Source organism: Citrobacter sp. GW821-FHT02E08 (assembly GCF_059421685.1).
The window spans coordinates 116,983-138,673 of the sequence record NZ_JBWKVL010000005.1 but is presented as its reverse complement, the minus strand read 5'-3'; the positions used below and the strand labels follow the sequence as shown (position 1 = coordinate 138,673).

The window sequence follows — 21,691 nt, the reverse complement described above, 5'->3', positions numbered from 1 at the left end:
CTGGAAGATGACTTAATGCTGAATGTCGCTCACCAGTCTACCGCGCAACGAGGATGCGTTTAGTAGTAGTAGGCTGAGGAAGCGAACGTTACGAATCATTAATCAAACTCCAGGCGAAAGCGATATGCTTTTAGTGGTACTGGATACGTTGTCTGAAGTCAACCCTCTCCCCTGTAAAATGCTGTTGTTGCGAGGGGGATTTTGTCTTTTACTTTAGCTAATTGTGCTGGGCAATCAGTCCAATAAAAGACAAATTAGTTGTTTGTCGTTCACACTTTTCATCATTTGAAATACTTAAGCATATTTTTTTTCATTTGCCTGTGAAGAAAGGTCTTTGGAAGGTCTTGTAAAGGCGTTGTTTATCTTTATGATTTACATTGTTTTTATATTTTCAGTGAATGAGTTTTTATCCTCGCCAGCACCTTATTGATAAATTAATGTTAAGAGTAAGGGTTCTGTTAATATAAATATTTAATTAAAACTTAAATAATCATTCACTAAACGTATGATTGTGTATTCGTCGCGCTTATGGTTATATTACTTCCGTAATTTGAACATTATGAATTATTGGGTGTGACATTTATCACGTTATGTTTGTCATATCTTTCACCGTTTTCTAAACGATGCCTTTATGTTTTCCTAATTTTTTTATTTTTCTTTTTCTTATTCTATATGCATGGTAAATCATATTTTCTGAGTTTATTTCTGCATTCCCCCCAAGGAAAAGGAAGTGTAGTGTGACAGTGGAGTTAAATATGCCAGAGGTAAAAACTAAACCGCATCTTTTAGAGATGGGGAAACCGCAACTTCGAATGGTTGATCTCAATTTATTAACCGTTTTTGATGCGGTAATGCAGGAACAGAATATCACGCGAGCGGCACATTCTCTGGGGATGTCACAACCTGCGGTAAGTAACGCAGTTGCGCGTTTGAAAGTCATGTTTAATGACGAGTTATTTGTGCGTTACGGGCGTGGTATTCAGCCGACAGCGCGTGCATTTCAGCTATTCGGTTCCGTTCGGCAGGCGCTGCAACTGGTGCAGAATGAGTTACCGGGTTCGGGCTTCGAACCGACCAGCAGCGAACGCGTGTTCAATCTTTGTGTCTGCAGTCCGTTGGATAATATTCTGACGTCTCTTATTTATAATCGTGTAGAACAAATTGCCCCGAATATACATGTTGTTTTTAAATCATCATTAAATCAGAACACAGAACATCAATTACGTTATCAGGAAACGGAATTTGTTATTAGTTATGAGGAATTTCGTCGTCCCGAGTTCACCAGCATTCCGCTGTTTAATGATGAAATGGTATTAGTTGCCAGTAAAAAACATCCGCATATCAATGGTCCATTGCTGGAAAGCGATGTGTATAATGAACAGCACGCTGTTGTTTCACTGGATCGTTTTGCTTCTTTTAGCCAACCCTGGTATGACTCAGCGGATAAACAAGCCTGTGTCGCCTATCAAGGTATGGCGATGATTAGCGTGCTTAATGTTGTTTCGCAAACGCACCTGGTTTCTATTGCCCCTCGCTGGCTGGCAGAAGAATTTGCGGGCTCATTAGAATTACAAATATTGCCTCTACCTTTAAAACTGAATAACCGGACGTGTTATCTCTCCTGGCATGAAGCAGCCGGTCGCGATAAAGGACATCAGTGGATGGAAGAGTTATTGGTTTCTGTCTGCAAGCGATAAAACGGGCAGAATAAATCAGGGTGCGGCTTCTGGTTTATTCTGCATTCTTTAATAAGTGTGAAATTTTATACTGAATTTACTGTTGAGCTTCATGTTGGGCATCCTGAAAAATAGAGGAATTGCTGTAACTCCTCATTTTTAAGCGATTAATTGTCACCACGAATACGTATCATGGTGTAATCCGCCATTAAATCCTTTCATTCCTCTCATTTATTCTATTCTCACTCTGTTTACCGGCGTCTACCCGAATTGCCTGCATCAGGACGAGCGGTTAATGTGTTTAGCAAATGTTAATCATCATACAGTGAGGCAAGCCATGGAGATGTTGTCTGGAGCCGAGATGGTCGTGCGATCGCTCATCGATCAGGGCGTGAAACAGGTTTTCGGATATCCCGGGGGCGCAGTTCTCGATATTTATGATGCACTGCATACGGTGGGGGGGATCGATCACGTCCTGGTACGTCATGAACAGGCTGCCGTGCATATGGCGGATGGGTTAGCGCGGGCGACCGGTGAGGTAGGCGTGGTGCTGGTGACTTCAGGTCCCGGAGCGACAAACGCCATTACGGGCATCGCTACGGCCTACATGGATTCTATTCCGCTGGTGATCCTTTCCGGCCAGGTGGCGACCTCGTTGATTGGCTACGATGCGTTTCAGGAATGTGACATGGTGGGGATCTCCCGCCCGGTGGTAAAACACAGTTTCCTGGTCAAGCAGACGGAAGATATCCCTCAGGTGCTCAAAAAGGCGTTTTGGCTGGCGGCGAGCGGGCGGCCCGGCCCTGTCGTGGTGGATTTACCCAAAGATATTCTAAGCCCGGCGAAAAAACTGCCTTATGTCTGGCCGGATGCCGTCAGTATGCGTTCGTATAATCCGACAACGACAGGGCATAAAGGGCAAATTAAGCGCGCGTGGCAAACCCTTGTGGCAGCGAAAAAACCGGTGGTCTACGTGGGCGGCGGGGCGATAAATTCAGCCTGCCATGAGGAACTACGTCAGACGGTTGAGACGCTCAATCTCCCGGTTGTCTCTTCATTAATGGGGCTTGGCGCATTCCCGGCAACGCATCAACAGTCCTTAGGGATGTTGGGCATGCATGGCACGTATGAAGCGAATATGACCATGCATAACGCGGATGTAATTTTTGCGGTGGGGGTACGGTTCGACGATCGCACAACTAATAACCTGGCAAAATATTGTCCGAATGCGACCGTTTTACATATTGATATTGATCCTACGTCTATCTCAAAAACCGTGACGGCAGATGTGCCGATTGTGGGCGACGCGCGTCTGGTGCTGGAGCAGATGCTGGAATTGCTACCGCAAGAGTCCGCCGCGCAACCGTTGGATGATATTCGCGACTGGTGGCAGCAGATTGAGCGCTGGCGTGCCCGCCAGTGTCTGAAATATGACACGCAAAGTGAGAGCATCAAACCGCAAGCGGTGATCGAGGCTATCTGGCGTCTTACCAAAGGCGAGGCGTACGTCACCTCCGACGTCGGCCAACACCAGATGTTTGCCGCGCTTTACTACCCGTTTGATAAACCGCGCCGCTGGATTAACTCCGGTGGTCTGGGCACCATGGGGTTCGGTCTGCCAGCGGCGCTGGGGGTGAAGATGGCGCTGCCCGAAGAAACGGTCGTTTGTGTGACCGGCGATGGCAGTATCCAGATGAACATCCAGGAGCTGTCGACTGCGCTGCAGTATGAATTGCCTGTTCTGGTGCTCAACCTGAATAACCGATATCTGGGGATGGTTAAGCAGTGGCAGGACATGATCTACTCGGGGCGGCATTCGCAATCTTACATGCAGTCGTTGCCTGATTTTGTACGTCTGGCGCAAGCCTATGGTCATGTTGGGATCCAGATTAACCATCCGGGCGAGCTGGAAAGCAAACTGAGCGAGGCCCTTGAGCACGTACATAATAATCGCCTGGTCTTCGTCGACGTGACGGTGGATGGCAGTGAGCATGTCTACCCTATGCAGATTCGCGGGGGCGGGATGGATGAAATGTGGTTAAGCAAAACGGAGAGGACCTGATTATGCGCCGGATATTATCTGTATTGCTGGAGAACGAGTCAGGGGCATTGTCGCGCGTTATCGGCCTCTTTTCGCAGCGTGGCTACAATATTGAAAGCCTGACCGTTGCGCCGACTGACGATCCGACATTATCGCGTATGACCATCCAGACCGTGGGTGATGAAAAAGTCCTCGAACAAATCGAAAAACAGTTGCACAAGCTGGTCGATGTGTTGCGGGTGAGCGAGCTTGGGCAAGGGGCGCACGTTGAACGTGAAATCATGCTGGTGAAGATCCAGGCCAGCGGCTACGGGCGTGAAGAGGTCAAGCGCAACACCGAGATCTTCCGTGGGCAGATTATCGACGTCACCCCGTCTATTTATACTGTCCAACTGGCGGGAACCAGTGAAAAACTGGATGCTTTCCTGGCAACGTTGCGCGAGGTGGCGAAGATTGTCGAAGTTGCGCGTTCAGGCGTGGTCGGCCTTTCGCGCGGTGATAAAATCATGCGCTAAGGAATACCTTACGCCGATTTCGCAGGCCCAACGTTACCGGTTGGGCCTTTTTTTGCGAAATCCGCAATAACCAGAGACAAAAGCGGTTGCCGCAGTGCGTATTCTGCGATTAGATGTTAATTAATTTTACCCATGCCGTCTCAGTGGTTATGGTTTGTACTTTTTACGCAAGGGGCAATTGTGAAACTGGATGAAATCGCTCGGCTAGCCGGTGTATCGCGAACGACTGCAAGCTACGTTATTAACGGAAAAGCAAAGCAATATCGCGTGAGCGACAAGACCGTTGAAAAAGTCATGGCGGTGGTGCGCGAGCATAATTATCACCCCAATGCTGTGGCTGCCGGGCTGCGTGCGGGACGCACTCGCTCCATTGGTCTGGTCATTCCTGACCTTGAGAACACAAGTTATACCCGCATTGCAAACTATCTGGAACGCCAGGCGCGCCAGCGGGGTTATCAACTGTTGATCGCCTGTTCTGAAGATCAGCCGGATAACGAAATGCGCTGTATTGAACACCTTTTGCAGCGCCAGGTTGATGCAATTATTGTGTCGACCTCTTTGCCGCCGGAGCATCCTTTCTATCAGCGCTGGGCGAATGACGCGTTCCCAATTGTTGCGCTGGATCGTGCCCTCGATCGCGAACATTTTACCAGCGTTGTTGGCGCTGACCAGGATGATGCGGAAATGCTGGCTGGAGAGCTTCGCAAATTCCCTGGGGAAACGGTGCTCTATTTGGGCGCGCTGCCAGAACTGTCGGTGAGTTTCCTGCGTGAGCAGGGATTCCGTACCGCGTGGAAGGATGATCCGCGTGAAGTGCATTTCTTGTATGCCAACAGTTACGAGCGGGCCGCCGCAGCGCAGCTGTTTGAAAAATGGCTGGAAACGCACCCGATGCCGCAGGCGCTGTTTACCACTTCTTTTGCACTGTTGCAGGGCGTGATGGATGTGACATTACGTCGTGACGGGAAATTACCTTCCGAACTGGCTATCGCCACTTTTGGTGATAATGAACTGCTTGATTTTCTGCAATGTCCGGTACTTGCCGTGGCGCAACGCCATCGTGATGTCGCCGAGCGTGTTCTTGAGATTGTTCTGGCGAGTCTGGATGAGCCCCGTAAGCCAAAACCGGGTTTAACACGGATCAAACGTAATTTGTATCGCCGTGGCGTCCTTAGCCGTAGCTGAGTTAATACCCCCGCGCCAGAAAATGCTTAGGTGCGGGGGAAATAAAAAAAGAAAATCAATAACCGTATCAGAATTAAGATTATTCCTTAAAATCTCGCTGAGATATCTTATAAATAATCCTGATTGCACTCTCACAACCCTTTTTCAGGTTATTGGGCGGTAACGGCAGGTTGCTCTTGTATTATTTTGTTACATGCTTGTGGGGAATTGCCGAATTAACAAACACTTTCCTTCCCTGATGCGGTAACGCATCGTACTCCCTGGCTGCAGGGGGCATAACGACCGATAAACAGGTACTGTTATCCCGCTGCAATATGTCCTAAAATGCCGCTCGCGTCGCAAACTGACACTTTATATTTTCTTCAGATGGTATTGAGTCGTTTTAAACGGTGATGAGTTTTTGTTTTTTTTTCTTACAAATATTCATGACGTTAATTTGCTTCGTTCGTTGGACGTAATTTAATCAACGCTGATATTAGCCGTAAACATTGGGTTTTTTGCTCCGGTAAGCGTTGCTACTGGCTTGACAAGCTTTTCCTCCGCTCCGTAAACTCCTTTAAGTGGGATTTTGTGGGATAAAGTGGTAATTGGGGGTGAGGCTGGCATGTTCCGGGGAGCAACGTTAGTCAATCTCGACAGTAAAGGGCGCTTATCTGTGCCCACCCGTTATAGGGATCAACTGCTCGAGAGCGCTACCGGTCAAATGGTGTGTACCATTGACATTCATCACCCGTGCCTGCTGCTGTACCCCCTGCCTGAATGGGAAGTTATCGAGCAAAAATTATCGCGTCTGTCGAGCATGAATCCGGTTGAGCGCCGCGTGCAGCGCTTACTATTGGGACATGCCAGCGAATGTCAGATGGACAGTGCCGGTCGTCTATTGATCGCGCCGATTCTGCGGCAACATGCCGCACTGACGAAAGAAGTGATGCTGGTTGGACAGTTCAACAAATTTGAACTGTGGGATGAAACGACCTGGTATCAACGGGTCAAGGAAGATATCGACGCTGAGCAGTCTGTTACCGAAACCTTGTCGGAGCGACTGCAGGACTTGTCTCTATAATGATGATGGAAAATTTTAAACATACAACGGTGCTGCTGGACGAGGCCGTAAACGGTCTGAACATTCGCCCTGACGGCATTTACATTGATGGGACATTTGGTCGCGGTGGTCACTCACGTCTGATCCTGTCGCAACTTGGCGACAACGGACGTTTACTGGCAATCGATCGCGATCCGCAGGCTATTGCCGTTGCCGAAACCATCAATGATCCTCGCTTCTCCATCATTCATGGACCTTTCTCTGCGCTGGCTGAGTACGTCGCCGAGCGTGAACTGACGGGTAAGATTGACGGAATCCTTCTCGATCTTGGCGTCTCTTCTCCGCAACTCGATGATGCCGAGCGCGGCTTTTCCTTCATGCGTGATGGTCCGTTGGATATGCGAATGGACCCAACGCGTGGCCAGTCTGCTGCCGAATGGCTGCAAACGGCTGAAGAAGCGGACATCGCCTGGGTGATCAAAACCTTTGGCGAGGAGCGTTTTGGTAAACGTATTGCCCGCGCCATTGTTGAACGTAACCGCATTGAGCCGATGACTCGTACCAAAGAGCTCGCAGAAGTGATTGCGGCTGCGACGCCGGTGAAGGACAAACACAAACATCCCGCGACCCGTACCTTCCAGGCGGTGCGCATTTGGGTGAACAGTGAACTGGAGGAGATAGAGCAGGCGCTAAAAAGCTCGCTCAGCGTGCTGGCCCCGGGAGGGCGACTTTCCATCATCAGTTTCCACTCGCTGGAAGACCGTATTGTGAAGCGCTTTATGCGTGAGCAAAGTCGCGGTCCGCAAGTACCAGCAGGATTGCCGATGACGGAAGATCAGCTCAAAAAACTGGGTGGCCGCGAGTTGCGAGCGTTAGGCAAGTTGATGCCGGGCGAAGAAGAGGTGGCAGAGAATCCACGTGCCCGTAGTTCAGTTCTGCGAATTGCAGAGAGGACGAACGCATGATCAGCAGAGTGACAGATGCCCTCAGCAAAGTTAAGGGATCAATAGGAAGCAACGAGCGCCATGCTTTGCCTGGCGTGATCGGTGACGATCTTTTGCGGTACGGGAAGCTGCCACTCTGCCTGTTCATTTGCATCATTTTGACGGCGGTGACTGTCGTCACCACGGCGCATCACACGCGACTATTGACCGCGCAGCGTGAGCAATTGGTTCTGGAGCGGGATGCGTTGGATATCGAATGGCGCAACCTGATCCTTGAAGAAAATGCGCTCGGCGATCATAGCCGGGTGGAACGGATTGCAACGGAAAAACTGCAGTTGCAGCATGTTGATCCCTCACAAGAAAATATCGTAGTGCAAAAATAAGGATAAACGCGACGCATGAAAGCAGCGGCAAAAACGCTCAAACCAAAACGCCAGGAAGAACAGCCCAACTTTATCAGTTGGCGTTTTGCGTTGCTGTGCGGCTGCATTTTACTGGCGCTGGTTTTTCTGTTGGGTCGCGCGGCCTGGCTGCAGATCATCGCGCCGGATATGCTGGTGCGCCAGGGGGACATGCGTTCTCTACGTGTGCAGGAAGTCGCAACATCACGCGGCATGATAACCGATCGGTCTGGTCGTCCGCTGGCTGTGAGTGTCCCGGTAAAAGCGATTTGGGCCGATCCGAAAGAGCTGCATGATGCCGGTGGCATTACACTGGATAATCGCTGGAAAGCGCTGGCTGACGCGCTGAAAATGCCGCTCGATCAGCTGGCGGCGCGTGTTAACGCGAATCCAAGAGGCCGCTTTATTTATCTGGCGCGTCAGGTAAACCCGGATCTTGGCGATTACATCAAAAAGCTGAAGCTTCCTGGTATTCATCTGCGTGAAGAATCCCGCCGTTACTATCCTTCCGGAGAAGTGACCGCTCACCTCATTGGTTTTACCAACGTCGACAGTCAGGGTATTGAAGGCGTTGAGAAGAGCTTTGATAAGTGGCTTACGGGTCAGCCGGGCGAACGTGTTGTGCGTAAAGATCGCTATGGTCGCGTCATTGAGGATATCTCTTCTACCGACAGTCAGGCGGCGCATAACCTGGCGTTGAGCATTGATGAACGCTTACAGGCGCTGGTGTATCGCGAGCTGAATAACGCTGTAGCCTTTAACAAGGCGGAGTCGGGTAGCGCCGTGCTGGTGGATGTGAGCACTGGCGAAGTGCTGGCAATGGCTAACAGCCCGTCTTATAACCCGAACAACCTGACCGGCACGCAGAAAGATGTCATGCGTAACCGTACCATTACCGACGTCTTCGAACCGGGGTCAACCGTCAAACCGATGGTGGTGATGACCGCGCTACAACGCGGCGTGGTGCGTGAAAATACCGTACTCAACACCATTCCCTACCGAATTAACGGTCACGAAATCAAAGACGTGGCGCGTTACAGCGAACTGACCCTTACCGGGGTTTTACAGAAGTCGAGTAACGTCGGTGTTTCTAAGCTGGCGTTAGCGATGCCGTCCTCAGCGTTAGTAGATACTTACTCACGTTTTGGGCTGGGAAAAGCGACCAATTTGGGGTTGGTCGGAGAACGCAGTGGCTTATATCCTCAAAAACAACGGTGGTCTGACATAGAGAGGGCCACCTTCTCTTTCGGCTATGGGCTAATGGTAACGCCGTTACAGTTAGCGCGAGTCTATGCAACGATTGGCAGCTACGGCGTCTATCGCCCGCTCTCAATTACCAAAGTTGACCCGCCCGTTCCGGGCGAGCGTATCTTCCCGGAATCTACCGTTCGTACCGTCGTGCACATGATGGAGAGCGTGGCATTACCGGGCGGCGGTGGCGTAAAAGCCGCGATCAAAGGGTATCGCATCGCCATTAAAACCGGTACGGCGAAAAAAGTGGGCCCGGACGGGCGCTACATCAATAAATACATTGCGTATACCGCAGGCGTTGCGCCTGCGAGTCAGCCGCGCTTTGCGCTGGTTGTTGTTATCAACGATCCGCAGGCGGGTAAATACTACGGCGGCGCCGTTTCCGCGCCGGTCTTTGGTGCCATCATGGGCGGCGTACTGCGCACCATGAACATCGAACCGGACGCACTGGCAACGGGCGAGAAAAGTGAATTCGTAATTAATCAAGGCGAGGGAACAGGTGGCAGATCGTAATTTGCGCGACCTTCTTGCTCCATGGGTGCCGGGCGCACCGGAGCGAGCACTGCGGGAGATGACACTCGACAGCCGTGTGGCTGCATCGGGCGATCTCTTTGTGGCAGTAAAAGGTCATCAGGCGGACGGGCGTCGATATATCCCGCAGGCGATAGCGCAAGGTGTGGCTGCCATTATTGCAGAGGCAAAAGATGAGGCGACCGACGGTGAGATCCGTGAAATGCACGGCGTTCCGGTCATCTATCTCAGCCAGCTCAACGAGCGTTTATCTGCACTGGCTGGTCGCTTCTATCATGAACCCTCAGAAAGAATGCGTCTGGTGGGCGTGACCGGCACAAACGGTAAAACCACAACCACCCAACTGCTGGCGCAATGGAGCCAATTGCTCGGCGAAACCAGCGCGGTGATGGGAACAGTAGGCAATGGTTTGCTGGGCAAAGTGATCCCGACGGAAAATACCACCGGTTCAGCGGTTGATGTCCAGCATGTGCTGGCGGGACTGGTTGAGCAGGGCGCGACACTCGGCGCGATGGAAGTTTCTTCTCACGGCCTGGTGCAACACCGCGTCGCTGCGCTGAAATTTGCGGCGTCAGTCTTTACGAATTTAAGTCGTGATCACCTCGACTATCACGGTGACATGGAGCATTACGAAGCGGCGAAATGGCTGCTGTACTCCACGCATCACTGCGGTCAGGCGATTGTTAATGCTGATGATGACGTGGGGCGTCGCTGGCTGGCGAAACTGCCGGACGCGGTTGCCGTTTCGATGGAAGACCGTATTAATCCCAACTGCCATGGCCGTTGGTTGAAAGCCGTTGAGGTGAATTACCACGACAGCGGAGCGACCATTCGTTTTGCTTCCAGTTGGGGCGAAGGCGAGATTGAAAGCCGTCTGATGGGCGCGTTTAACGTCAGCAACCTTCTGCTGGCGCTGGCTACGCTGCTGGCGTTGGGTTATCCGTTGGCAGAACTGCTGAAAACAGCCTCCCGCCTGCAGCCCGTTTGCGGGCGCATGGAAGTCTTCAGTGCGCCGGGTAAACCGACTGTCGTTGTTGACTACGCCCATACGCCGGACGCGCTGGAAAAAGCGCTCGAAGCGGCACGCCTGCATTGCGCAGGCAAACTGTGGTGCGTCTTCGGCTGCGGCGGCGATCGCGACAAAGGCAAACGTCCGCTAATGGGCGCGATTGCTGAACAATTTGCTGATGTGGCGGTGGTGACCGACGACAACCCGCGTACTGAAGAGCCGCGCGCCATTATCAACGATATCCTTGCCGGAATGCTGGACGCCGGGCATGCGAAGGTGATGGAAGGCCGTGCCGAAGCCGTCACCAACGCCATTATGCAAGCGAAAGAGGACGACGTCGTACTGATTGCGGGTAAGGGGCATGAAGATTATCAGATCGTCGGCTCCCAGCGTCTCGACTATTCCGATCGTGTGACCGCCGCGCGTCTGCTGGGGGTTATCGCATGATTAGCGTAACGCTCAGCCAGCTGGCTGAGATTCTGCACGGCGAGTTGCAAGGTGCCGATTTAACGCTGGACGCGGTAACGACCGATACGCGTCAACTGACGCCAGGCTGCCTGTTTGTGGCGCTGAAAGGCGAACGCTTCGACGCCCACGATTTTGCCGATAAAGCGAAAGCAGGCGGGGCAGGGGCGCTGCTGGTCAGCCGTCCGCTCGATATCGACCTCCCGCAACTGATTGTCAAAGACACGCGTCTGGCGTTTGGTGAACTGGCGGCGTGGGTACGCGCGCAGGTTCCGGCCCGCGTGGTGGCGTTAACCGGTTCATCCGGTAAAACATCGGTTAAAGAGATGACGGCGGCCATTCTGAGCCAGTGCGGAAACACTTTATATACCGCCGGCAATCTCAATAACGACATCGGCGTGCCGATGACGCTGCTACGTCTGAATCATGATTATGACTATGCGGTGATTGAATTAGGCGCTAACCACCAGGGTGAAATTGCCTGGACCGTCGGCCTGACGCGTCCGGAAGCGGCGCTGGTGAACAATCTCGCTGCGGCGCACCTGGAAGGGTTCGGCTCGCTGGCGGGCGTGGCGAAAGCCAAAGGCGAAATCTTTACCGGTCTGCAGGAAAACGGCATTGCCATCTTGAATGCCGATAACAACGACTGGTTGAACTGGCAGAGCATTATTGGCGATCGCACGGTCTGGCGCTTTTCACCCAATGCCGCCCACAGTGATTTCACGGCAACCCAAATCCACGTGACGCTGCATGGCACAACGTTTTCTCTGCAAACCCCGAAGGGCAGCATTGATGTGCTGCTGCCGTTACCTGGCCGCCACAATATCGCCAATGCACTCGCTGCGAGCGCGTTGTCGATGGCGGTTGGTGCGCCGCTCGAGGCTATCAAAGCGGGTCTGGCTAACTTAACGGCCGTACCTGGCCGTTTGTTCCCGATCTCACTGGCAGAAAACCAGCTGTTGCTTGATGACTCCTACAACGCCAATGTAGGGTCGATGACCGCAGCCGTACAGGTTCTTTCTGAAATGCCGGGCTTTCGTGTGTTGGTGGTTGGCGATATGGCGGAACTGGGGGCAGAAAGCGAAGCGTGCCATGTGCAGGTTGGCGAGGCGGCGAAAGCGGCAGATATCGATTGTGTATTGAGTACCGGGAAACTGAGCCAGGCCATCAGTGACGCCAGCGGCGTCGGCGAGCATTTTGCTGACAAATCTGCGTTGGTGACGCGTCTTAAGGCGCTGGTTGCAGAGCATCAGACAATGACTGTTTTAGTGAAAGGTTCACGTAGTGCCGCCATGGAAGAGGTAGTACACGCATTACAGGAGAATGGGACATGTTAGTTTGGCTGGCCGAACATTTGGTCAAATATTATTCCGGCTTTAACGTCTTTTCGTATCTGACGTTTCGCGCCATCGTCAGCCTGCTGACCGCGCTGTTCATCTCTTTGTGGATGGGCCCGCGCATGATTGCCCGTTTACAAAAATTGTCGTTTGGCCAGGTTGTGCGTAACGACGGTCCGGAGTCGCATTTCAGCAAGCGCGGGACGCCGACGATGGGCGGCATTATGATCCTGACCGCGATTGTCGTTTCTGTGCTGCTGTGGGCTTACCCGTCTAACCCGTATGTCTGGTGTGTATTGGTCGTGCTGGTTGGCTACGGCATTATTGGGTTCGTCGATGACTATCGCAAAGTGGTCCGCAAAGACACGAAAGGCCTGATTGCGCGCTGGAAGTATTTCTGGATGTCCGTCATTGCATTAGGCGTGGCGTTTGCCCTCTATCTGGCGGGCAAAGATACGCCAGCCACTCAACTGGTGGTGCCGTTCTTTAAAGACGTGATGCCTCAGTTGGGGCTGTTCTACGTTCTGCTGGCGTACTTCGTGATTGTGGGGACGGGGAACGCGGTCAATCTGACCGATGGCCTTGATGGCCTGGCGATTATGCCAACCGTGTTTGTCGCGGCTGGTTTTGCGCTGGTGGCGTGGGCGAGCGGTAACATGAACTTCGCCAGCTACCTGCACATTCCCTATTTACGCCATGCCGGTGAACTGGTGATTGTCTGTACGGCGATTGTCGGCGCGGGGTTAGGCTTTCTGTGGTTTAACACTTATCCGGCGCAGGTCTTTATGGGTGACGTCGGTTCACTGGCGCTGGGCGGTGCACTCGGGATTATCGCCGTGCTGCTGCGTCAGGAATTCCTGCTGGTAATTATGGGCGGGGTGTTCGTGGTGGAAACGTTGTCGGTCATCCTGCAGGTCGGTTCCTTTAAGCTGCGCGGGCAGCGTATTTTCCGCATGGCGCCGATTCACCATCACTATGAACTGAAAGGCTGGCCGGAGCCGCGCGTCATTGTGCGCTTCTGGATTATTTCGCTGATGCTGGTGCTGATTGGCCTGGCAACGCTGAAGGTACGCTAATCATGGCTGATTACCAGGGTAAAAACGTCGTTATCATTGGTCTGGGTCTCACCGGACTTTCTTGCGTGGACTTTTTCCTCGCGCGTGGCGTGACGCCCCGTGTGATGGATACCCGCGCGACGCCGCCGGGACTGGATAAATTACCTGAAGCGGTTGAACGCCACGTTGGCAGCCTGAACGACGAGTGGCTATTAGCCGCCGATTTGGTGGTTGCCAGCCCTGGTATTGCCCTTGCGCATCCTTCACTACGCGCTGCTGCTGATGCGGGTATTGAAATTGTGGGCGACATTGAGCTGTTCTGTCGCGAAGCGCAGGCACCCATTGTCGCTATCACCGGGTCGAACGGTAAAAGTACGGTAACGACGCTGGTTGGCGAAATGGCGAAAGCGGCGGGCGTTAACGTCGGTGTGGGCGGCAATATCGGTCTGCCAGCCCTGATGTTGCTGGATGACGATCGCGAACTCTATGTGCTTGAACTGTCCAGTTTCCAACTGGAAACCACCTCCAGTCTACAGGCCGCTGCCGCAACAATTCTGAACGTTACGGAAGATCATATGGACCGATATCCATTTGGTCTTCAACAGTATCGCGCGGCGAAACTGCGTGTGTACGAGAATGCGAAAGTGTGCGTGGTGAATGCCGATGATGCGCTAACCATGCCGGTACGCGGTGCGGATGAGCGCTGCGTGAGTTTTGGCGTCAATATGGGTGACTATCACCTTAACCGTCAGCAGGGCGAAACCTGGCTGCGGGTCAAAGGCGAAAAAATACTGAACGTGAAAGAGATGAAGCTTTCCGGTCAGCATAACTACACCAACGCGCTGGCGGCGCTGGCACTGGCGGACGCAGCAGGATTACCGCGCGCCAGCAGCCTGAAAGCGTTAACGACGTTTACCGGTCTTGCGCATCGCTTCCAGTTGGCGCTGGAGCATAACGGTGTTCGCTGGATCAACGATTCTAAAGCGACCAATGTAGGCAGTACCGAAGCGGCGTTGAAGGGGCTGCATGTCGATGGCACGCTGCATCTGCTGCTCGGCGGAGATGGTAAATCAGCGGATTTCTCTTCGCTGGGGCGTTATTTGAACGGCGATCGTGTTCGTCTGTACTGCTTTGGCCGTGACGGCGCACAACTGGCGGAACTGCGTCCGGACGTCGCTGAACAGACGGAAACGATGGAAGAGGCGATGCGCTTGATCGCGCCGCGCGTGAAGCCGGGAGATATGGTGCTGTTGTCGCCCGCCTGCGCCAGCCTCGATCAGTTCAAGAATTTTGAGCAGCGGGGGGATGAATTTACCCGCCTGGCGAAGGAGTTGGGTTGATGCGCTTCTCTCTGCCTCGCCTGAGAATGCCGCGCCTGCCGGGATTTGGACTCCTGGCATGGGGCTTTGCTGCGCTTAAGGGCTGGGTGATGGCTTCGCGTGAGAAAGACGCGGACAGCCTGATTATGTACGACCGCATGTTGTTGTGGTTAACCCTGGGACTTGCAGCGATTGGTTTCGTGATGGTGACCTCAGCGTCGATGCCCGTGGGGCAAAGGCTGGCGAACGACCCGTTCCTGTTTGCCAAGCGTGATGCGCTGTATATCTTCCTGGCATTTTGCCTGGGGATGATCACGCTGCGTTTGCCGATGGAGTTCTGGCAAAAGTACAGCACCACGATGCTGATTGCGTCGATCATCATGCTGTTAATAGTACTGGTGGTGGGGAGTTCCGTTAACGGGGCATCGCGTTGGATTGCGCTGGGGCCGCTGCGTATTCAGCCTGCGGAATTTACCAAGCTGTCGTTGTTCTGCTACCTCGCGAACTACCTGGTGCGTAAGGTCGACGAGGTACGTAATAACCTGCGCGGCTTCTTAAAACCGATGGGCGTGATCCTGGTGCTGGCAGTGCTTTTGCTGGCGCAGCCTGACCTCGGTACGGTGGTGGTGTTATTTGTGACCACGCTGGCGATGCTGTTTCTTGCCGGGGCGAAACTGTGGCAGTTCATCGCCATCATCGGGATGGGGATATCGGCGGTTGTTCTGCTGATCCTAGCCGAGCCTTATCGTATTCGCCGAGTGACCTCTTTCTGGAACCCCTGGGAAGATCCGTTTGGCAGCGGTTACCAGTTGACGCAATCGCTGATGGCATTTGGTCGCGGTGAAGTCTGGGGGCAAGGACTGGGGAATTCGGTTCAAAAACTGGAGTACCTGCCGGAGGCGCATACCGACTTTATCTTCGCCATTATTGGGGAAGAACTGGGTTATATCGGTGTGGTATTGGCACTTTTAATGGTATTCTTCGTCGCTTTTCGCGCGATGTCGATTGGACGTAAAGCGCTGGAAATTGACCACCGTTTCTCCGGTTTTCTCGCCTGTTCGATCGGTATCTGGTTTAGTTTCCAGGCACTTGTCAACGTTGGCGCGGCTGCCGGTATGCTGCCAACCAAAGGTCTGACGCTGCCGCTGATCAGCTACGGTGGTTCGAGTTTGTTGATTATGTCGACAGCCATCATGTTTTTGTTACGTATTGATTATGAAACGCGTCTGGAAAAAGCGCAGGCGTTTACACGAGGTTCACGATGAGTGGTCAACCGAAGCGGTTAATGGTGATGGCAGGCGGTACCGGCGGACATGTGTTCCCGGGATTGGCCGTTGCTCACCATTTAATGGCCCAGGGCTGGCAGGTTCGCTGGCTGGGCACCGCCGATCGTATGGAAGCGGATTTAGTGCCAAAACACGGCATTGAGATTGACTTCATTCGTATCTCCGGTTTGCGTGGCAAAGGGATCAAGGCATTGCTTGCCGCCCCGCTGCGTATTTTTAACGCCTGGCGTCAGGCGCGCGCCATCATGCAACAGTTCAAACCCGACGTGGTGCTGGGCATGGGTGGCTATGTTTCCGGTCCCGGCGGCCTTGCTGCCTGGTCTTTAGGGATCCCGGTGGTACTGCATGAGCAGAACGGTATTGCCGGTTTGACCAATAAATGGCTGGCGAAGATCGCAACCACGGTTATGCAGGCTTTTCCTGGCGCCTTCCCGAAAGCGGAAGTGGTGGGGAATCCGGTGCGTACGGACGTGCTGGCGCTGCCTCTGCCGCAGGAGCGTCTGGCGGGGCGTGAAGGCCCGGTTCGTCTGCTGGTGGTTGGCGGTTCCCAGGGCGCTCGCGTTCTGAACCAGACGCTACCGCAGGTTGCCGCAAAACTGGGTGATGCGGTCACTATCTGGCATCAGAGCGGTAAAGGCGCGCAGCAGACGGTTGAAGACGCTTATGCACAGGTGGGGCAACCGCAGCATAAGGTGACGGAGTTTATTGACGACATGGCTGGCGCTTATGCGTGGGCGGATGTTGTCGTTTGTCGTTCGGGTGCATTAACCGTGAGTGAAATTGCTGCCGCGGGACTCCCTGCGCTGTTTGTGCCCTTTCAGCATAAAGACAGACAGCAGTACTGGAATGCGCTGCCGCTGGAAAAAGCGGGCGCAGCCAAAATTCTCGAGCAGCCACAGTTTACCGTGGATGCCGTCGCCAGCACCCTTTCCGGGTGGTCGCGAGAAACGTTACTCACCATGGCAGAGCGTGCTCGCGCTGCATCGATACCTGATGCCACAGAACGAGTCGCAAATGAAGTGAGCCGGGCTGCCCGGGTGTAATTGTGGCGGTGCCTTTTGCATCGCATGAAATTTTGAAGTTAATGGCGTAAAGAATGAATACACAACAATTGGCGAAACTGCGTTCCATCGTGCCTGAAATGCGTCGCGTTCGGCATATTCACTTTGTCGGCATCGGTGGTGCTGGTATGGGCGGTATTGCCGAAGTTTTGGCCAATGAAGGGTATCAGATCAGTGGTTCCGATTTGGCGCCGAATCCGGTTACGCAACAGTTAACGAGTCTGGGTGCCACTATCTTTTTCAACCATCGCCCGGAGAACGTCCGTGATGCGAGCGTGGTGGTGGTATCCAGCGCTATTTCGGCGGATAACCCGGAGATTGTCGCCGCGCATGAAGCGCGCATTCCGGTGATTCGCCGTGCAGAGATGCTGGCGGAATTAATGCGTTTTCGTCACGGCATCGCCATTGCCGGGACGCATGGCAAAACCACAACCACCGCAATGGTTTCCAGTATTTATGCCGAAGCGGGTCTGGATCCGACCTTTGTGAACGGTGGTCTGGTAAAAGCGGCGGGCGTGCATGCGCGTCTTGGCCACAGTCGTTATCTGATTGCTGAAGCAGATGAGAGTGATGCGTCGTTCCTGCATCTGCAACCGATGGTGGCGATTGTCACCAACATCGAAGCGGACCATATGGATACCTACCAGGGCGACTTCGAAAATTTAAAGCAGACGTTCATTAATTTTCTGCACAATTTGCCGTTTTATGGTCGTGCAGTGATGTGCGTTGATGATCCGGTAATCCGTGAGCTGCTGCCGCGTGTGGGGCGTCAGACCACGACCTACGGTTTTAGCGATGATGCGGATGTGCGTATTGAAGACTATCAGCAGATTGGCCCGCAGGGGCATTTCACGCTCTTGCGCCTGGACAAACCTGCGCTGCGCGTGACCTTGAATGCGCCAGGTCGCCATAATGCCCTGAATGCGGCTGCTGCCGTGGCGGTAGCAACGGAAGAAGAGATTGAAGACGAGGCAATCCTGCGTGCGCTGGAGAGCTTCCAGGGGACAGGACGCCGTTTCGATGTTCTTGGTGAGTTCCCGCTTGAGCCGGTAAACGGAAAAGCCGGTACGGCGATGCTGGTCGATGATTACGGCCATCATCCAACGGAAGTTGACGCGACCATCAAAGCCGCGCGCGCGGGCTGGCCGGACAAAAATCTGGTTATGCTGTTCCAGCCGCACCGTTTCACGCGTACGCGCGATCTGTACGATGACTTCGCCAACGTATTGACCCAGGTTGATACGTTACTGATGCTGGACGTTTATGCGGCGGGAGAGACACCGATCCCTGGCGCGGATAGCCGCTCACTGTGCCGTACCATTCGTGGACGCGGCAAGATTGACCCGATTCTGGTGTCCGACCCTGCCCAAGTGGCGGAGATGCTGGCACCGGTATTAACCGGCAACGATTTGATTCTGGTGCAGGGTGCGGGAAATATCGGCAAAATCGCACGTTCCTTAGCTGAAATCAAACTGAAGCCGCAAACTCAGGAGGAAGAACAACATGGCTGATAAGATTGCGGTCCTGTTGGGGGGAACCTCCGCTGAGCGTGAAGTTTCGCTGAATTCCGGTGCCGCCGTGTTGGCTGGCTTACGCGAAGGCGGCGTGGATGCGTATCCGGTGGATCCGCAAGAGGTTGACATCACCCTTCTGAAATCGATGGGTTTTCAGAAGGTGTTCATCGCGCTGCACGGGCGCGGTGGTGAAGATGGCACTTTGCAGGGAATGCTGGATCTGATTGGCCTGCCGTACACCGGCAGTGGCGTGATGGCATCTGCCATTTCAATGGATAAACTGCGCAGCAAATTGCTGTGGCAAGGGGCTGGATTACCGGTCGCGCCGTGGGTGGCGTTAACGCGCGCTGAGTTCGAAAAAGGGCTTAGCGATGACGTCATGACGCAAATTTCCGCGTTGGGTTTACCGCTGATTGTGAAGCCGAGCCGTGAAGGCTCCAGCGTGGGAATGTCGAAAGTTGAAGAACAAAATGCTTTGCAAAACGCATTAGCATTGGCTTTTCATCATGATGAAGAAGTATTGATTGAAAAATGGCTCAGCGGTCCAGAATTTACGGTAGCGATGCTCGGTGAAGAAATTTTACCGTCAATTCGTATCCAACCCGCTGGAACCTTCTATGATTATGAGGCGAAGTATCTGTCTGATGAGACACAATATTTCTGTCCTGCTGGTCTGGAAGTGGATCAAGAGGCCGCGTTACAGGCATTAGTCCTGAAAGCGTGGACCGCGCTGGGCTGCAAAGGTTGGGGTCGTATCGATGTCATGAAGGACAGCGATGGCCAGTTTTATCTGCTGGAAGCCAATACCTCTCCGGGTATGACCAGCCACAGTCTGGTGCCTATGGCGGCACGTCAGGCGGGCATGAGCTTCTCGCAGTTGGTGGTACGAATTCTGGAGTTGGCGGACTGATATGTCGCAGGCTGCGCTGAACACGCGAAACAGTGAAGAAGAACTCTCATCTTCACGCCGCAGTAATGGAACGCGTCTTGCAGGAATCCTTTTCCTGCTGACAGTGTTGTGCACCGTGTTTGTCAGCGGCTGGGTGGTGTTGGGCTGGATGGAAGACGCGCAGCGTTTACCCTTGTCGAAACTGGTGCTGACCGGCGATCGGCATTACACGCGCAATGATGATATCCGACAGTCAATTCTGGCTCTCGGGGCGCCTGGAACCTTTATGACCCAGGACGTGAACATCATTCAGAGTCAGATTGAACGTTTGCCATGGATTAAACAGGCGAGTGTCAGAAAACAGTGGCCTGATGAATTGAAGATTCATCTGGTTGAATATGTGCCGATTGCGCGTTGGAATGATCAGCATATGGTGGATGCGGAAGGTAATGCCTTCAGTGTACCCACCGATCGGACCAGCAAACAGGTTTTACCCATGTTATACGGCCCGGAAGGCAGCGCGAGTGAAGTGTTGCAAGGGTACCGTGAAATGGGGCAGGTGCTGGCTAAGGATAGATTCACCCTGAAGGAAGCGGCAATGACCGCTCGTCGTTCCTGGCAGTTGACGCTGAATAACGATATTAAGCTCAATCTGGGTCGGGGCGACACCATGAAACGTTTGGCTCGCTTTGTAGAACTTTATCCGGTTTTACAGCAGCAGGCGCAAACCGATGGCAAACGGATTAGCTACGTTGATTTGCGTTATGACTCGGGGGCGGCAGTAGGGTGGGTTCCCTTACCTCCTGAGGAATCTAATCAGCAACAGAATCAGGCACAGGCAGAACAACAATGATCAAGGCGACGGACAGAAAACTGGTAGTTGGACTGGAGATTGGCACCGCGAAGGTTGCCGCTTTAGTAGGGGAAGTTCTGCCCGATGGTATAGTCAATATCATTGGGGTGGGCAGTTGCCCGTCGCGCGGTATGGATAAAGGCGGAGTGAACGACCTTGAGTCAGTGGTAAAGTGCGTACAGCGCGCCATTGACCAGGCTGAACTGATGGCGGATTGCCAGATCTCCTCGGTGTATCTGGCGCTTTCTGGGAAGCATATTAGCTGTCAGAATGAAATCGGCATGGTGCCGATCTCCGAAGAGGAAGTGACGCAGGAAGATGTGGAAAACGTGGTGCACACCGCAAAGTCGGTCCGTGTTCGTGATGAACATCGTGTTCTGCACGTTATTCCGCAAGAGTACGCGATCGACTACCAGGAAGGCATCAAAAATCCTGTCGGTCTTTCCGGCGTACGTATGCAGGCAAAAGTGCATTTGATTACGTGCCACAACGATATGGCGAAAAACATTGTCAAAGCCGTGGAACGTTGTGGCCTGAAAGTTGACCAATTGATATTTGCCGGACTGGCGGCCAGTTATTCCGTGTTGACGGAAGATGAACGTGAACTGGGCGTCTGCGTGGTGGATATTGGTGGTGGTACAATGGATATCGCCGTTTATACTGGCGGGGCATTGCGCCATACCAAAGTAATACCTTACGCAGGAAACGTAGTGACCAGTGATATCGCCTATGCCTTTGGTACGCCGCCGAGCGACGCCGAAGCCATTAAAGTGCGCCACGGGTGTGCGTTAGGCTCCATCGTTGGGAAAGACGAGAGCGTGGAAGTGCCCAGCGTAGGTGGGCGACCGCCGCGCAGTCTGCAGCGTCAGACGCTCGCAGAGGTCATTGAGCCGCGTTATACCGAACTGCTCAATCTGGTCAACGAAGAGATACTGCAATTACAAGAACAACTTCGCCAGCAGGGTGTGAAACATCATCTGGCGGCGGGGATTGTGTTAACCGGTGGCGCGGCGCAAATTGAAGGCCTTGCAGCCTGCGCCCAGCGTGTGTTCCATACGCAGGTGCGTATTGGTGCGCCGCTGAATATCACCGGACTGACGGATTATGCTCAGGAGCCGTATTACTCAACGGCGGTGGGGTTGCTTCACTACGGGAAAGAGTCCCATTTGAGTGGTGAAGCAGAAGTAGAAAAACGTGTTACGGCTTCAGTTGGCTCGTGGATCAAGCGACTTAATAGCTGGCTGCGAAAAGAGTTTTAATTTTTATGAGACCGGAGAAGATTAACGGTCTCAGGCGACAGGCACAAAACGGAGAGAA

General features: G+C 53.3%; 19 protein-coding genes. 18 read left to right on the top strand and 1 reads right to left on the bottom strand.

The genetic code is table 11. From position 1 onward, the window contains the following. Positions 1-12 precede the first annotated feature (12 nt). Positions 13-99, bottom strand: coding sequence for a leu operon leader peptide (gene leuL, locus AC07UY_RS09090; protein WP_192614293.1), 87 nt, complete (start codon positions 97-99; stop codon positions 13-15). A gap of 656 nt (positions 100-755) precedes the next feature. Here leuL and leuO point away from each other — a divergent pair. From leuO to ftsA, 18 genes are all read left to right on the top strand, one after another. After that, the gene (gene leuO / locus AC07UY_RS09085) at positions 756-1,697 is read left to right on the top strand and encodes a transcriptional regulator LeuO (protein ID WP_203361320.1); all 942 of its coding nucleotides are present in this window, start codon (positions 756-758) and stop codon (positions 1,695-1,697) included. 316 nt (positions 1,698-2,013) lie between these two features. Then, positions 2,014-3,738, top strand: coding sequence for an acetolactate synthase 3 large subunit (gene ilvI, locus AC07UY_RS09080; protein WP_494701084.1), 1,725 nt, complete (start codon positions 2,014-2,016; stop codon positions 3,736-3,738). A gap of 2 nt (positions 3,739-3,740) precedes the next feature. Then, positions 3,741-4,232, top strand: coding sequence for an acetolactate synthase small subunit (gene ilvN, locus AC07UY_RS09075; RefSeq protein WP_162380992.1), 492 nt, complete (start codon positions 3,741-3,743; stop codon positions 4,230-4,232). Between the two features lie 180 nt (positions 4,233-4,412). Next, positions 4,413-5,417 carry a catabolite repressor/activator gene (gene cra / locus AC07UY_RS09070; protein ID WP_203358935.1) on the top strand — a complete coding sequence of 335 codons (1,005 nt, stop codon included), beginning with the start codon at positions 4,413-4,415 and terminating at the stop codon, positions 5,415-5,417. A 604-nt stretch (positions 5,418-6,021) separates the two neighbouring features. Further along, positions 6,022-6,480 carry a division/cell wall cluster transcriptional repressor MraZ gene (gene mraZ / locus AC07UY_RS09065; RefSeq protein ID WP_203361319.1) on the top strand — a complete coding sequence of 153 codons (459 nt, stop codon included), beginning with the start codon at positions 6,022-6,024 and terminating at the stop codon, positions 6,478-6,480. A gap of 2 nt (positions 6,481-6,482) precedes the next feature. After that, positions 6,483-7,424 (top strand): 16S rRNA (cytosine(1402)-N(4))-methyltransferase RsmH, encoded by a 942-nt coding sequence (rsmH, locus tag AC07UY_RS09060; RefSeq protein WP_276295228.1) that lies wholly within the window; start codon positions 6,483-6,485, stop codon positions 7,422-7,424. Further along, on the top strand, positions 7,421-7,786 hold the full coding sequence (ftsL, locus tag AC07UY_RS09055) for a cell division protein FtsL (protein ID WP_203358934.1): 366 nt from the start codon (positions 7,421-7,423) through the stop codon (positions 7,784-7,786). Before rsmH ends, ftsL begins: the two co-directional genes overlap by 4 nt. A 15-nt stretch (positions 7,787-7,801) precedes the next feature. Next, complete coding sequence (locus AC07UY_RS09050; protein WP_203358933.1) at positions 7,802-9,568, top strand: peptidoglycan glycosyltransferase FtsI; 1,767 nt, start codon at positions 7,802-7,804, stop codon at positions 9,566-9,568. Continuing rightward, positions 9,555-11,042, top strand: a complete 1,488-nt coding sequence (gene murE, locus AC07UY_RS09045; RefSeq protein WP_203358932.1) for a UDP-N-acetylmuramoyl-L-alanyl-D-glutamate--2,6-diaminopimelate ligase — start codon at positions 9,555-9,557, stop codon at positions 11,040-11,042. Before AC07UY_RS09050 ends, murE begins: the two co-directional genes overlap by 14 nt. After that, a complete protein-coding gene (gene murF, locus AC07UY_RS09040) occupies positions 11,039-12,397 on the top strand; it encodes a UDP-N-acetylmuramoyl-tripeptide--D-alanyl-D-alanine ligase (protein ID WP_494701085.1) in 1,359 nt (452 codons plus the stop codon). The genes murE and murF overlap by 4 nt, the downstream gene beginning before the upstream one ends. Continuing rightward, positions 12,391-13,473 carry a phospho-N-acetylmuramoyl-pentapeptide-transferase gene (gene mraY / locus AC07UY_RS09035; protein WP_203358930.1) on the top strand — a complete coding sequence of 361 codons (1,083 nt, stop codon included), beginning with the start codon at positions 12,391-12,393 and terminating at the stop codon, positions 13,471-13,473. Before murF ends, mraY begins: the two co-directional genes overlap by 7 nt. A gap of 2 nt (positions 13,474-13,475) precedes the next feature. After that, complete coding sequence (murD, locus tag AC07UY_RS09030; RefSeq protein ID WP_494660045.1) at positions 13,476-14,792, top strand: UDP-N-acetylmuramoyl-L-alanine--D-glutamate ligase; 1,317 nt, start codon at positions 13,476-13,478, stop codon at positions 14,790-14,792. Continuing rightward, positions 14,792-16,036, top strand: coding sequence for a cell division protein FtsW (gene ftsW / locus AC07UY_RS09025; RefSeq protein WP_494660046.1), 1,245 nt, complete (start codon positions 14,792-14,794; stop codon positions 16,034-16,036). Before murD ends, ftsW begins: the two co-directional genes overlap by 1 nt. After that, positions 16,033-17,100 carry an undecaprenyldiphospho-muramoylpentapeptide beta-N-acetylglucosaminyltransferase gene (gene murG, locus AC07UY_RS09020; protein WP_494701086.1) on the top strand — a complete coding sequence of 356 codons (1,068 nt, stop codon included), beginning with the start codon at positions 16,033-16,035 and terminating at the stop codon, positions 17,098-17,100. The genes ftsW and murG overlap by 4 nt, the downstream gene beginning before the upstream one ends. 53 nt (positions 17,101-17,153) lie before the next feature. After that, complete coding sequence (gene murC, locus AC07UY_RS09015) at positions 17,154-18,629, top strand: UDP-N-acetylmuramate--L-alanine ligase (protein WP_494701087.1); 1,476 nt, start codon at positions 17,154-17,156, stop codon at positions 18,627-18,629. Continuing rightward, a complete protein-coding gene (locus AC07UY_RS09010) occupies positions 18,622-19,542 on the top strand; it encodes a D-alanine--D-alanine ligase (RefSeq protein WP_494701088.1) in 921 nt (306 codons plus the stop codon). Before murC ends, AC07UY_RS09010 begins: the two co-directional genes overlap by 8 nt. Before the next feature lies 1 nt (position 19,543). After that, a complete protein-coding gene (ftsQ, locus tag AC07UY_RS09005; protein WP_162381018.1) occupies positions 19,544-20,374 on the top strand; it encodes a cell division protein FtsQ in 831 nt (276 codons plus the stop codon). Next, the gene (ftsA, locus tag AC07UY_RS09000; RefSeq protein WP_192611085.1) at positions 20,371-21,633 is read left to right on the top strand and encodes a cell division protein FtsA; all 1,263 of its coding nucleotides are present in this window, start codon (positions 20,371-20,373) and stop codon (positions 21,631-21,633) included. Before ftsQ ends, ftsA begins: the two co-directional genes overlap by 4 nt. Positions 21,634-21,691 lie beyond the last annotated feature (58 nt).

What these genes read in the sequence shown, in the direction of transcription:
- mraY (WP_203358930.1), top strand. Translation starts at nt 12,391, where the DNA reads ATGTTAGTTTGGCTGGCCGAACATTTGGTCAAATATTATTCCGGCTTT.
- mraZ (WP_203361319.1), top strand. Translation starts at nt 6,022, where the DNA reads ATGTTCCGGGGAGCAACGTTAGTCAATCTCGACAGTAAAGGGCGCTTA.
- murC (WP_494701087.1), top strand. Translation starts at nt 17,154, where the DNA reads ATGAATACACAACAATTGGCGAAACTGCGTTCCATCGTGCCTGAAATG.
- murD (WP_494660045.1), top strand. Translation starts at nt 13,476, where the DNA reads ATGGCTGATTACCAGGGTAAAAACGTCGTTATCATTGGTCTGGGTCTC.
- AC07UY_RS09050 (WP_203358933.1), top strand. Translation starts at nt 7,802, where the DNA reads ATGAAAGCAGCGGCAAAAACGCTCAAACCAAAACGCCAGGAAGAACAG.
- AC07UY_RS09010 (WP_494701088.1), top strand. Translation starts at nt 18,622, where the DNA reads ATGGCTGATAAGATTGCGGTCCTGTTGGGGGGAACCTCCGCTGAGCGT.
- ilvI (WP_494701084.1), top strand. Translation starts at nt 2,014, where the DNA reads ATGGAGATGTTGTCTGGAGCCGAGATGGTCGTGCGATCGCTCATCGAT.
- leuL (WP_192614293.1), bottom strand. Translation starts at nt 99, where the DNA reads ATGATTCGTAACGTTCGCTTCCTCAGCCTACTACTACTAAACGCATCC.
- ftsL (WP_203358934.1), top strand. Translation starts at nt 7,421, where the DNA reads ATGATCAGCAGAGTGACAGATGCCCTCAGCAAAGTTAAGGGATCAATA.
- rsmH (WP_276295228.1), top strand. Translation starts at nt 6,483, where the DNA reads ATGATGGAAAATTTTAAACATACAACGGTGCTGCTGGACGAGGCCGTA.
- ftsW (WP_494660046.1), top strand. Translation starts at nt 14,792, where the DNA reads ATGCGCTTCTCTCTGCCTCGCCTGAGAATGCCGCGCCTGCCGGGATTT.
- murG (WP_494701086.1), top strand. Translation starts at nt 16,033, where the DNA reads ATGAGTGGTCAACCGAAGCGGTTAATGGTGATGGCAGGCGGTACCGGC.
- leuO (WP_203361320.1), top strand. Translation starts at nt 756, where the DNA reads ATGCCAGAGGTAAAAACTAAACCGCATCTTTTAGAGATGGGGAAACCG.
- ilvN (WP_162380992.1), top strand. Translation starts at nt 3,741, where the DNA reads ATGCGCCGGATATTATCTGTATTGCTGGAGAACGAGTCAGGGGCATTG.
- ftsQ (WP_162381018.1), top strand. Translation starts at nt 19,544, where the DNA reads ATGTCGCAGGCTGCGCTGAACACGCGAAACAGTGAAGAAGAACTCTCA.
- ftsA (WP_192611085.1), top strand. Translation starts at nt 20,371, where the DNA reads ATGATCAAGGCGACGGACAGAAAACTGGTAGTTGGACTGGAGATTGGC.
- murF (WP_494701085.1), top strand. Translation starts at nt 11,039, where the DNA reads ATGATTAGCGTAACGCTCAGCCAGCTGGCTGAGATTCTGCACGGCGAG.